Origin of the sequence: Staphylococcus sp. HMSC067F07 (assembly GCF_001837405.1) — a bacterium.
Lineage (GTDB): Bacteria > Bacillota > Bacilli > Staphylococcales > Staphylococcaceae > Staphylococcus > Staphylococcus capitis.
This window is the reverse complement of the sequence record NZ_KV832237.1, coordinates 263291-275351: the sequence shown is the minus strand read 5'-3', so window position 1 is coordinate 275351 and position 12061 is coordinate 263291. Positions and strand designations below refer to the sequence as shown.

The window sequence follows — 12061 nt, the reverse complement described above, 5'->3', positions numbered from 1 at the left end:
ATAAAATGGTGAATAATAGAAGTAAAATAATTTAATTTTTATGAAGGCATTAAGGCGTACTATTTATCAATATGAGAATTAATGGATTACATTAACTAAAGTTAATGCATTAAGAGTCACTAAATAGTTTTTTACTAGATTAAGGAATACATTAACTGAAGTTAATGCATTAAGGAGTACTATTTATCAATATGATAAAAGTACTCCTATACATTCTTTAGTTTGGTATGATATTATATTTAAATAATAGAAGAATAGCTTAGAGAGGTCGTAAGGCATGGATAATGAAAAAGGATTGCTAATTGTTCTTTCAGGTCCTTCTGGTGTTGGCAAAGGAACTGTTAGAAAACAGATTTTTGATGATCCCACTACTTCATATAAGTACTCTATATCAATGACTACTCGTAACATGCGCGAAGGTGAAGTAGATGGTGTAGATTACTTTTTCAAAACGAAAGAGCAGTTTGAAGAGTTAATTAAGGACGATCAATTTATTGAATATGCGGAATATGTAGGCAATTATTATGGTACGCCAGTTCAATATGTTAAAGATACTATGGATCAAGGTTACGATGTTTTCTTGGAAATAGAAGTTGAAGGCGCAAAACAAGTAAGAAAAAAATTTCCTGATGCATTGTTTATCTTCCTTGCGCCACCAAGTCTTGACGACTTAAGAGAGCGTTTAGTTGGCAGAGGCACTGAATCAGATGAGAAAATTCAAAGTCGTGTTAACGAAGCACGTAAAGAAGTTGAAATGATGAATCTATATGACTATGTAGTCGTAAATGATGAAGTTGAACTTGCTAAAAATCGAATTCAGTCTATAGTAGAAGCTGAACATTTAAAAAGAGAGCGCATCGAAGCTAAATATAGAAAAATGTTATTGGAGGCAAAAAAATAATGTTAAATCCACCGTTAAACCAACTTACTGCAAAAATTAATTCTAAATATCTTATCGCAACTACTGCCGCGAAAAGAGCGCGCGAGTTAGACGAAAAACATGAAACAGCACTTATTGAAAATTATCATTCAGCTAAACCAGTTGGTAGAGCTTTAGAAGAAATTGCTGATGGTAAAATTGAACCAGTCATTCCTGAAGAATACTTAGGTTAATATTTTTACTTTAATCTATAATTTTGACACACCTTATTAAGGACACATATTAGAGACGTGTGATCCGTAATGAATTAAGGTGTGTTTTTTTAATTATTAAACTTATTTGTGTATAATAAAATTAAATTTGAAGAACAGGTATCATGCTCTAATTAAGCATAGAACTTAAACATTTAAACCTTTTAAATGAATATTTTAAGTAAAGTATCAAGGAGATTATATAATGAAACACATTTTATTAGCTGTAACTGGTGGCATTGCAGCATATAAAGCGATAGATTTAACGAGTAAGCTAACACAAGCGGGTTATGAAGTGAGGGTAATGCTTTCTAACCATGCACAAGAGTTTGTCACACCACTTTCATTTCAAGCAATTAGCAGAAATCCAGTTTATACCAATACTTTTAAAGAAGAAACACCAGAAGAAATTCAACACGTGTCATTAGGTGACTGGGCAGATGCAATTATTATAGCGCCAGCTACAGCTAATACAATTGCGAAGTTAAGTGTTGGCATCGCTGACGACATTATTACATCAACATTACTTGCTACTGAAACACCGAAGTTTGTTGCACCAGCAATGAATGTGCACATGTATGAGAATCCTCGTACTCAACATAATATTGAAGTTCTCAGAGGAGATGGCTATCAATTCATTGAACCAGGAGATGGCTATTTAGCTTGTGGTTATGTAGCAAAAGGCCGAATGGAAGAACCATTGCAAATTGTGTCCGTGATTAACCAATTTTTCAACAATGATAAAGTTTCGTCTGATAGTTCATTTTCAGGAAAGAGAGCTTTAGTTACTGCAGGTCCTACGGTTGAAGTGATTGATCCGGTGAGATATGTTACAAATCGTTCTTCAGGTAAAATGGGTTTTGCAATAGCTGAGGCTCTTAGAGATAAAGGAGCTGAAGTAACACTCATAACTGGCCCTACGCAGTTAACTGATCCTACGGGTATAAACGTGATACATGTTCAAAGTGCAGAGGATATGTTTAATGCCGTAAAAGAAAGATATGATACACAAGATATTGTTTTTAAAGCAGCGGCTGTTTCAGACTATACACCCTCAGAAGTGCTTGAACATAAGATGAAGAAACGTGAAGGGGATTTATCTGTTACCTTCAAGCGTACTACTGACATCTTAAAGTATTTAGGTGATAACAAAAAACATCAATACTTAGTAGGCTTCGCTGCAGAAACTCAAAATATTGAAGCATATGCGCAAGATAAATTAGCGCGTAAGAATGCTGATGTCATTATCTCGAATAATGTAGGTGACCAATCTATAGGATTTAGTTCTGATGATAATGAATTGATGATGCATTTTAAGAATAAAGATGTGGTTAGTATAAAGAAGGGTAAAAAAGTAGAATTAGCTAAACAAATTTTAGATGAATTAGAAACTAGGTGGCAATGATGATTGCAAAAGTAATTGTTGATATACCATCCAAGAGTGTTGATTTTAAATTTGATTATATTGTGCCAACTCATTTAGAAAGTGTAGTTCAGGTTGGTGTGCGTGTAATTGTTCCATTTGGGCCTCGTACTATTCAAGGTTACGTGATGGATATTCAAGATAAGCCAGATGAAGATGTTAACATCTCCAAGCTTAAAGCTATTAAAGAAGTTCAAGATATTCAACCAGAGCTAACTACAGAGCTTGTTCAATTAAGCGAATGGATGAGTCATTATCATGTCACCAAACGTATATCTGTACTTGAAGCAATGTTGCCAAGTGCAATAAAAGCAAAATATAATAAAGCTTTTGAAATAATTAAGGGAAATGATTTATCTGAAACAATTTTGAAGAAATTTAATAAAGATGGTCATTATTTATACAAAGACGCGCAACATAATAATGATTTAGACGACATGCTTTCTCTAATGATAGAGGGATTGGTACAAGAAGTCACTTTATTATCTCAAAATATTAAGAAGAAAACACAAAGAGCAATTGCTATAAAAGAAGAATTCAATGGTGATGATGTTCTAGCTCGACTTGAAAAGTATGCGAAACAATATGATTTATACGCTTTCTTATTAGAAGAATCGCATCGTACCATATTTTTAAAAGAGATAGAAGATATTGGGTTCTCTAAGTCTAGCTTAGATTCTCTAATTAAAAAGGGCTACGTTGAAAAATATGATGCTGAGGTTAACCGTGATCCATTTGCGAATCGTATATTTGAACAAGAAGATAAACGTCAACTTACCACTGATCAACAACTTGCTTATGAAGCTGTTAAAAATAAAATTGATCATGATGAATCTAGAACATTTTTACTACATGGTGTAACAGGTTCAGGTAAAACTGAAGTTTACCTACAAACCATAGAAGCAGTTTTAAACAAAGGTAAAGAGGCGATGATGCTTGTACCAGAAATTGCACTTACGCCTCAAATGGTTTTACGATTTAAACGTCGTTTTGGAGATGATGTTGCTGTACTTCACTCAGGATTATCTAATGGTGAACGTTATGATGAATGGCAAAAAATCCGTGACGGGCGTGCACGTGTAAGTGTTGGTGCACGTTCGAGTGTGTTTGCACCTTTTAAAAATTTAGGAATTATTATTATTGATGAAGAACATGAATCTACATATAAACAAGAAGATTATCCAAGATATCATGCGAGAGATATTGCACAGTGGCGTAGTCAATATCATCATTGCCCTGTCATACTCGGAAGTGCGACACCAAGTTTAGAAACATATGCAAGAGCGGAGAAAGATGTTTACGAATTATTATCATTACCAAATAGAGTGAATCAACAAGCACTACCTCATATTGATATTGTAGACATGCGTGAAGAATTAAGCGAAGGGAATCGTTCTATGTTCTCCAATGCGCTTAAAGAAGCTATACAACAACGCTTAAATAAAAAAGAACAAATCGTACTTTTCTTAAATAGAAGAGGATATGCTTCATTTATGTTATGTAGAGATTGTGGGTACGTTCCGCAATGCCCTAACTGTGATATTTCATTGACATATCACAAAACGAGTGATCAACTAAAATGTCATTATTGTGGTTATCAAGAAACACCACCTAATTTATGCCCAAATTGTGAAAGTGATCATATTAGACAAGTAGGTACAGGAACACAACGTGTAGAGGAATTATTATATCAAGAATTTCCAGAATCAAGAATTATACGAATGGATGTAGATACAACTTCTAAGAAAGGTGCACATGAAAGATTATTAAATGACTTTGAAGCGGGTAAAGGGGATATCCTCTTAGGTACACAAATGATTGCAAAAGGTTTAGATTATCCTAATATCACATTAGTCGGAGTGTTGAATGCAGACACCATGCTTAATTTGCCTGATTTTCGGGCAAGTGAACGAACGTATCAATTATTGACTCAAGTTTCCGGTCGTGCTGGGCGCCATGAAAAAGAGGGTCAGGTCATCATACAAACATATAATCCGGAACATTATGCTATTGAAGATGTGAAACTTAACGATTACCTCACGTTTTATCAAAAAGAAATGAACTTTCGTAAACTAGGTAAATACCCACCTTATTATTTCTTAATCAATTTTACAATTTCTCATAGAGATATGAAAAAAGTGATGGAAGCGTCAAAACACATTCACCAAATATTATTGCAACATTTAAGTGAGAAAGCTTTAGTATTAGGCCCATCTCCTGCAGCATTATCTAGAATAAATAATGAATACCGTTTTCAAATATTAGTAAAGTATAAAAGTGAACCACAATTACATCAGGCACTTCAATATTTAGATGATTACTATCATGACCAGTATGTAAAAGAAAAATTAGCACTTAAAATTGATATTAACCCACAAATGATGATGTAATAATAAAAACGTGTACTAACAAGATAAATATAAAAAGGCAATTTCTGTATTAACTTTACAGAAATTGCCTTTTTTAAAATATATATTAGAAACAGCTATAAACTTCTAAATTTACATTGTAACATTACCATTTTCATCAGCTGGTCTGAATAGAGTTAAAATGGCACTGATAATAGCTAAAATATGAGGAATGGCTGTCCAACAGAATAAAAGATGCATAATACCCTGGAATGACTTACCAGCGTAAAATTTATGGATGCCGAAGCTCCCTAGAAAAACAGCTAATAAAATATATATCACTTTATTTACTTCCATGATGGTCACCTCCGGTCAGAAATTTAAGTTATTATTAAACTTACCTTACTTAGTATTTTATTAGGTCACAATATAAAATCAATTATTTTACTTTCTCTTTAATCAAATTCAGACTAAAGTTGCAAGAAATTTAAATAATTAATCACACTTTCAAGAAAGGTCGCAATTTCAATTTAAGTAAGTTATAATGATATGATGAATTTTAATGAGGAGCCGTTAGCATGACAGTAAAGAAATTGGTTAAGTCTACACATCCGTTACTAAAAAAAGAAAGCAAGATCGTGAATCAATATGATGACCAGTTAAAATCATTGTTAAAGGATTTGGAAGATACTCTATATGAAGAAGAGGCTGCTGCAATTAGTGCACCACAAATTGGTGTGAATCAACGTGTTGCATTAATCGATATGGAACTTGAAGGGCTTCTTCAATTAATCAACCCAGTCATAAAAAGTTATTCTGATGAGGAAATTACAGACCTTGAAGGTTCAGTTTCTTTACCTAATGTTTTTGGTGAAGTAACTAGAAGTAAAATGATTGTTTTACAATGCAATGATGTAAATGGAAATCAAGTTGAATTGACTGCTTATGATGATGTAGCTCGAATGATATTACATATGGTAGATCATTTAAATGGTATCCTTTTTACAGATAAAGCGAATCGTATTTTAAATGAAGATGAAGTGGAGGCATATTTTGAAAATGAGTAAAATTATATTTATGGGAACACCTGACTTTTCAACTAAAGTACTAGAAATGTTAATTGCAGAACATGATGTGATTGCAGTAGTGACACAACCCGATCGTCCAGTTGGTCGTAAAAAAGTCATGACACCACCACCAGTTAAAAAAGTAGCGCTTGAACATAACATTGATGTTTATCAGCCTGAAAAACTTAAAGATTCAGAAGAACTTGAAGAATTATTAACGTTAGATGCTGATTTAATTGTTACCGCTGCATTTGGCCAGTTACTACCTGAGTCTCTACTTAACGCACCACGTTTAGGAGCGATTAATGTACATGCTTCATTACTACCTAAATATCGTGGTGGAGCACCCATTCACCAAGCAATTATAGATGGTGAAGAAAAGACAGGTATAACGATAATGTATATGGTGAAAAAATTAGACGCTGGTAATATCATTTCTCAGAAAGCAATTAATATTGAGGAAGATGATAATGTAGGTACAATGCATGATAAATTAAGTTTCCTTGGTGCGGATTTACTCAAAGATACACTTCCTTCTATTATTAATGAAACGAATGACAGCATCCCTCAAGATGACTCAGAAGCGACATTTGCTTCTAACATTAGTAGAGAAGATGAACGAATTAATTGGAATCAAAGCGCTCAAGATATTCATAATCACATACGTGGCTTATCTCCATGGCCAGTAGCATATACCACTATGGATGACAAAAATCTTAAATTATATTCATCTCACATTATCTCAGGTAAGAATGGTGATCCTGGTAAAATCATTGAAACGACTAAAAAAGCTATCATTATTGGAACAGGTTCTAATGATGCTATTGCATTAACGGAAATGCAACTTGCTGGAAAAAAACGTATGTTAGTAGCTAATTATCTTAGTGGCGTTCAAGAGTCACTTGTAGGGAAGCAATTGATATGATGAATTCTGTAAGAGCCCATGCATTCGAAACTATCCAACATATATTAAATGAAGGCGCATATAGTAATTTAAAAATTAATGAAGTTTTATCTTCCAATATCATCGCTGATGTTGATCGGAATTTATTTACTGAGCTTGTTTATGGAACAATTAAACGAAAATATACATTGGATTATATTCTAAAACCTTTTGTTAAAACTAAAATAAAAGGGTGGGTACGCCAGCTTTTATGGATGAGTATTTATCAATATGTTTATCTCGACAAAGTTCCCGATCATGCGATTATTAATGAAGCAGTTGATATTGCTAAGCAAAGAGGTGGCCATCATAATGGTAATATCGTCAACGGTATTTTACGTTCAATGATGAGAAGTGAATTGCCTCATTTTCAAGAAATAAAAGATGATAAGAAACGAATTGCTTTAGAGTATAGTTTACCTAAATGGTTAGTTAATCATTGGGTTACGCATTATGGTCTTGTGACGACGGAAGAAATTGCTCAGTCATTATTAGCTCCTGTCAAGACAACAGTTAGAGCGAATATTTCACGTGGTTCTGTAGATGACATTATTAATAAATTGGAAAATGAAGGATTCAATGTTGAAAAAGATGATATTTTACCTTTTTGTTTGCATGTAAGTGGGCAAACTATTGTAAATTCAAGAGCGTTTAAAGATGGTTATGTCTCCATTCAAGATAAGAGTTCGATGATGGTAGCTCATATCATGAAGTTAGGTAGAGATGATAAAGTATTAGATGCTTGTAGTGCTCCTGGAGGAAAGGCTTGTCATATGGCGGAAATATTATCTCCAGAAGGGCAAATTGATGCTACAGATATACATTCCCATAAAATTGATCTTATTAAGCATAATATTAAAAAATTAAAGCTAGATAATATTCATGCGTTCCAACATGATGCAACTGAACCTTATGATGGGCTGTACGATAAAATTTTAGTCGATGCACCTTGTAGTGGTTTAGGTGTGTTAAGACATAAACCTGAAATAAAATATACTCAGTCTCAAGATAGTATTCAATCACTTGTTGATTTACAACTACAAATATTAGAGAATATTAAACATAATATTAAACCTGGTGGTACAATTACGTATTCAACATGTACAATAGAACAGATGGAAAATGAGAATGTAATTTATACATTTTTAAAACAAAACGAAGAGTTTGAATTTGAGCCTTTCCAACACCCTGTTACTGGAAAGCAAGTTAAGACATTACAGATATTACCACAAGATTTTGACTCTGATGGATTCTTTATAACTCAAATTAAAAGAAAGGAAAGTTAAGAATGATTACTGCAGAAAAAAAGAAAAAGAATAAGTTCTTACCTAATTTTGATAAACAATCGATTTATTCTTTGCGTTACGATGAAATGCAGCAGTGGTTGATTGATCATGGGCAACAAAAATTTAGAGCTAAACAAATTTTTGAATGGTTATATCAAAAAAGAGTGGATAGTATTGATGAAATGATGAATCTCTCTAAAGATTTACGTCAAGTTTTAAAAGATAATTTTGCGATGACTACGTTGACAACAGTAGTTAAACAAGAAAGTAAAGACGGAACGATTAAATTTTTATTTGAATTACAAGATGGTTATACAATTGAAACTGTATTGATGAGACATGAATACGGTAATTCAGTTTGTGTCACAACACAAGTGGGTTGTCGTATCGGTTGTACATTCTGTGCTTCAACTTTAGGTGGCTTAAAGCGAAACTTAGAAGCGGGCGAAATAGTATCTCAAGTACTAACAGTTCAAAAAGCTTTAGATGAAACAGATGAACGCGTCTCTCAAATCGTAATCATGGGCATTGGTGAACCTTTTGAAAATTATGATGAAATGATGGATTTCTTAAGAATCGTTAACGATGATAACAGCTTAAATATTGGGGCACGTCATATTACAGTGTCCACTTCTGGTATAATTCCTAGAATTTATGATTTCGCTGAAGAAGACATCCAAATCAATTTTGCAGTTAGTCTACATGGTGCTAAAGACGAAATTCGTTCTCGTTTAATGCCGATTAACCGAGCTTATAATGTTGAGAAATTAATGGAAGCAATTAAATATTATCAGGAACAAACTAATCGACGTGTTACATTTGAATATGGTTTATTCGGTGGAGTGAATGACCAACTAGAACATGCAAGAGATTTAGCACATCTAATTAAAAATTTAAATTGCCATGTTAATCTAATTCCAGTCAACCATGTACCTGAACGTAATTATGTGAAAACTCCAAAGGATGATATTTTTAAATTTGAAAAAGAATTAAAGAGATTAGGAATCAATGCTACAATAAGACGTGAACAAGGATCAGACATTGATGCAGCGTGTGGTCAATTAAGAGCAAAGGAACGACAAGTAGAAACGAGGTAAAGACATATGTTAAACGCACAATTTTTCACGGATACTGGTCAACACAGAGAAAAGAATGAAGACGCTGGCGGTATTTTTTATAACCAAACTCAGCAACAATTGTTAGTTTTATGCGATGGCATGGGTGGTCATAAAGCCGGTGAAGTAGCTAGTCAATTCGTTACGTATGAACTTCAAAAACGTTTTGAAGATGAAAACCTCATTGAAATCCATCAGGCTGAATCATGGTTGCGTTCAAACATTAAAGATATCAACTTTCATTTGTATAACTATGCTCAAGAAAATCCAGATTATCATGGTATAGGTACAACACTCGTGTGCGCTATTGTTTATGACAAGCAAGTTGTGGTAGCTAATGTTGGAGATTCTCGCGCTTATGTTATTAATCAAAAACAAATAGAGCAAATTACAAGTGATCATTCTTTTGTTAATCATCTCGTTGTCACTGGTCAAATTTCTAAAGAAGAAGCTTTTAATCATCCACAAAGAAATATCATCACTAAAGTTATGGGAACTGACAAACGCGTGTCACCTGATTTATTTGTTAAAAGAACTAACTTTTATGACTTCTTGTTATTAAATACAGATGGATTAACAGATTATGTTAGAGATTACGAAATCCAGGAGGAGCTTAATCAAGATGACACAATTGAATCACATTGTGAACGTCTAATGCGTTTAGCGATGTCCCATGACTCCAAAGATAATGTAAGTTTCATACTGTCATCGATAGAAGGTGACAAAGTATGATAGGAAAGATGGTTAATGAACGCTACAAAGTAATTGATAAACTTGGTGGCGGAGGAATGAGTATTGTATATTTAGCAGAAGATACAATACTTAATCGTAAAGTCGCAATAAAAGCTATTTCTATTCCACCTCGTGAAAAGGAAGAAACCTTAAAACGCTTTGAACGAGAGGTACATAATTCTTCTCAGCTATCACATGAAAATATAGTGAGTATGATTGATGTAGATGAAGAAGACGAATGTTTCTACCTAGTAATGGAATATATTGAAGGCCCTACATTAGCTGAATATATACATAGTCATGGTTCTCTAAGTGTAGAAACAGCAATAAAATTTACCGAGCAAATTTTAAGTGGTATCAAACACGCACATGATATGAGAATTGTGCATCGTGACATTAAACCACAAAATGTATTAATAGATAAAAACAAAACATTGAAAATCTTTGATTTTGGTATAGCTAAAGCGCTAAGTGAAACATCCTTAACACAGACGAATCACGTGCTCGGAACAGTACAATATCTTTCACCAGAACAGGCAAAAGGTGAATCAACTGATGAAGGTACAGATATTTACTCTATTGGTATAGTGCTATATGAAATGTTAGTAGGTGAACCTCCGTTTAATGGAGAAACTGCTGTTAGTATTGCCATTAAGCATATTCAAGATTCAATACCAAATATTACTACTGATAAACGCGAAGAAGTACCACATGCGTTAAGTAATGTTGTGCTACGCGCTACTGAAAAAGATAAACATAATCGTTATCATACCGTTCAAGAAATGTGTGATGACTTAACGAGTGCTTTACATGAGAACCGTGCGAACGAGGAAAAATATGAACTAGATAAAACTAAAACAGTTCCGCTCACTAAAGATGAACTCAATAAAAAGATAAATGATACTCATAACGATGATGATTTAAATAAAACAATGCAAATCCCTATTGTTAACGAACCTGTACGTCAGCAAGAATTTCAATCGTTAGAAGGTCGCTATTCATCACCACCTAAAAAGAAACACTCTAAGATGAAAATCACTGTCCTATCTTTAATATTTGCGTTATTGTTAGCGGGATTAGTTGGTTTTATAGGTATGGGTGTTTTTGGTAGTAAGTATGAGGAAATGCCAGATTTATCAGGAAAAACTGAAAAAGAAGCAGAGCAAATATTAAAGGATCATCATTTGACCATGGGTGACATATCTAGGAAATATAGTGATAAATATCCTGAAAACCAAATCATCAAATCTGAACCTAATAGCGGTGAACGGATAGAAGAAGGAGAAGCGATTGATATTATTCTTTCTAAAGGTCCTCAAAAAGTAAAAATGCCAAATCTTGTAGGACTGCCTAAAGATGAAGCAGTTAAAAAGCTGAAAAATTTAGGTTTAAAAGATATTGATGTTGAACAAGCTTATAGTCACTCAGTAGACAAAGGTTTAATTTCAGAACAAAGTGTTGAAGCAAATAGTGAAGTTGCTCTAAATGATCATCACATTAAAATCTATGAGTCACTAGGTGTGCGTCAAGTTTATGTGAGTGATTTTGAAAATAAATCTTATTCATCAGCCAAAAAAGAGTTGGAATCTAAAGGATTTAAAGTACAAGCTACTCAAGAAAATGATGATAAAGTTAAAAAAGGAAATATTATATCTCAATCACCTAAAAATAAATCTGTAGATGAAGGTTCTATAATTAATTTAACAGTTTCAAAAGGCAAGTCAGGTGAGGACGATGATGACAGTGATGATAGCGATGTGAAATCAACGTCTGAAACAGTTAAAGTGCCCTACTCAGGTAGTAAAGGTAAAAGCCAAACAGTAGAAGTCTTTATAAGAGACAAAGATAACTCTGGAAATTCCGCATCTCAAACTTTTAAAATTACTAAGGATAAAACAATAAGCATACCTTTAAAAATAGAAAAAGGTAAAACTGCGGGATACACTGTACGTGTTGATAATAAAATTGTTGCCGATAAAGATGTTGGCTACGATGACTAATAATAAAATACAAAAT

The 12061-nt window shown here is 33.3% G+C and carries 11 protein-coding genes; 10 read left to right on the top strand and 1 reads right to left on the bottom strand.

What is annotated here, in order from left to right:
• Positions 1–277 precede the first annotated feature (277 nt).
• From gmk to priA, 4 genes are all read left to right on the top strand, one after another.
• Entirely contained in the window at positions 278–901 is a 624-nt protein-coding gene (gene gmk / locus HMPREF2706_RS08250) for a guanylate kinase (protein WP_002435146.1), read from the top strand.
• Positions 901–1113: a DNA-directed RNA polymerase subunit omega gene (gene rpoZ, locus HMPREF2706_RS08245; RefSeq protein ID WP_002435135.1), complete on the top strand. Its 213-nt coding sequence runs from the start codon at positions 901–903 to the stop codon at positions 1111–1113. Before gmk ends, rpoZ begins: the two co-directional genes overlap by 1 nt.
• Positions 1114–1336: 223 nt before the next feature.
• A complete protein-coding gene (gene coaBC / locus HMPREF2706_RS08240; RefSeq protein ID WP_030065308.1) occupies positions 1337–2536 on the top strand; it encodes a bifunctional phosphopantothenoylcysteine decarboxylase/phosphopantothenate--cysteine ligase CoaBC in 1200 nt (399 codons plus the stop codon).
• Positions 2536–4944, top strand: coding sequence for a primosomal protein N' (gene priA, locus HMPREF2706_RS08235; RefSeq protein WP_030065310.1), 2409 nt, complete (start codon positions 2536–2538; stop codon positions 4942–4944). Before coaBC ends, priA begins: the two co-directional genes overlap by 1 nt.
• Before the next feature lie 111 nt (positions 4945–5055).
• On the opposite strand, the gene HMPREF2706_RS08230 is transcribed toward priA, so the two are convergent.
• Positions 5056–5259 carry a TM2 domain-containing protein gene (locus HMPREF2706_RS08230; protein ID WP_002435184.1) on the bottom strand — a complete coding sequence of 68 codons (204 nt, stop codon included), beginning with the start codon at positions 5257–5259 and terminating at the stop codon, positions 5056–5058.
• A 221-nt stretch (positions 5260–5480) separates the two neighbouring features.
• On the opposite strand from HMPREF2706_RS08230, the gene HMPREF2706_RS08225 reads away from it, so the two are divergent.
• Genes HMPREF2706_RS08225 through pknB form a run of 6 tightly spaced genes read left to right on the top strand, consistent with a single transcriptional unit; the run spans position 5481 to position 12045 of the window.
• Entirely contained in the window at positions 5481–5969 is a 489-nt protein-coding gene (locus HMPREF2706_RS08225) for a peptide deformylase (protein WP_030065312.1), read from the top strand.
• A complete protein-coding gene (gene fmt / locus HMPREF2706_RS08220) occupies positions 5962–6894 on the top strand; it encodes a methionyl-tRNA formyltransferase (protein ID WP_030065314.1) in 933 nt (310 codons plus the stop codon). The genes HMPREF2706_RS08225 and fmt overlap by 8 nt, the downstream gene beginning before the upstream one ends.
• Entirely contained in the window at positions 6891–8198 is a 1308-nt protein-coding gene (rsmB, locus tag HMPREF2706_RS08215; protein WP_049428512.1) for a 16S rRNA (cytosine(967)-C(5))-methyltransferase RsmB, read from the top strand. Before fmt ends, rsmB begins: the two co-directional genes overlap by 4 nt.
• Positions 8199–8200: 2 nt before the next feature.
• On the top strand, positions 8201–9295 hold the full coding sequence (gene rlmN / locus HMPREF2706_RS08210; protein ID WP_030065318.1) for a dual-specificity RNA methyltransferase RlmN: 1095 nt from the start codon (positions 8201–8203) through the stop codon (positions 9293–9295).
• A gap of 6 nt (positions 9296–9301) precedes the next feature.
• Complete coding sequence (locus HMPREF2706_RS08205; RefSeq protein ID WP_070862313.1) at positions 9302–10045, top strand: Stp1/IreP family PP2C-type Ser/Thr phosphatase; 744 nt, start codon at positions 9302–9304, stop codon at positions 10043–10045.
• Positions 10042–12045 (top strand): Stk1 family PASTA domain-containing Ser/Thr kinase, encoded by a 2004-nt coding sequence (pknB, locus tag HMPREF2706_RS08200; RefSeq protein WP_049428516.1) that lies wholly within the window; start codon positions 10042–10044, stop codon positions 12043–12045. The genes HMPREF2706_RS08205 and pknB overlap by 4 nt, the downstream gene beginning before the upstream one ends.
• Positions 12046–12061 lie beyond the last annotated feature (16 nt).

What these genes read in the sequence shown, in the direction of transcription:
- gmk (WP_002435146.1), top strand. Translation starts at nt 278, where the DNA reads ATGGATAATGAAAAAGGATTGCTAATTGTTCTTTCAGGTCCTTCTGGT.
- rpoZ (WP_002435135.1), top strand. Translation starts at nt 901, where the DNA reads ATGTTAAATCCACCGTTAAACCAACTTACTGCAAAAATTAATTCTAAA.
- coaBC (WP_030065308.1), top strand. Translation starts at nt 1,337, where the DNA reads ATGAAACACATTTTATTAGCTGTAACTGGTGGCATTGCAGCATATAAA.
- priA (WP_030065310.1), top strand. Translation starts at nt 2,536, where the DNA reads ATGATTGCAAAAGTAATTGTTGATATACCATCCAAGAGTGTTGATTTT.
- HMPREF2706_RS08230 (WP_002435184.1), bottom strand. Translation starts at nt 5,259, where the DNA reads ATGGAAGTAAATAAAGTGATATATATTTTATTAGCTGTTTTTCTAGGG.
- HMPREF2706_RS08225 (WP_030065312.1), top strand. Translation starts at nt 5,481, where the DNA reads ATGACAGTAAAGAAATTGGTTAAGTCTACACATCCGTTACTAAAAAAA.
- fmt (WP_030065314.1), top strand. Translation starts at nt 5,962, where the DNA reads ATGAGTAAAATTATATTTATGGGAACACCTGACTTTTCAACTAAAGTA.
- rsmB (WP_049428512.1), top strand. Translation starts at nt 6,891, where the DNA reads ATGATGAATTCTGTAAGAGCCCATGCATTCGAAACTATCCAACATATA.
- rlmN (WP_030065318.1), top strand. Translation starts at nt 8,201, where the DNA reads ATGATTACTGCAGAAAAAAAGAAAAAGAATAAGTTCTTACCTAATTTT.
- HMPREF2706_RS08205 (WP_070862313.1), top strand. Translation starts at nt 9,302, where the DNA reads ATGTTAAACGCACAATTTTTCACGGATACTGGTCAACACAGAGAAAAG.
- pknB (WP_049428516.1), top strand. Translation starts at nt 10,042, where the DNA reads ATGATAGGAAAGATGGTTAATGAACGCTACAAAGTAATTGATAAACTT.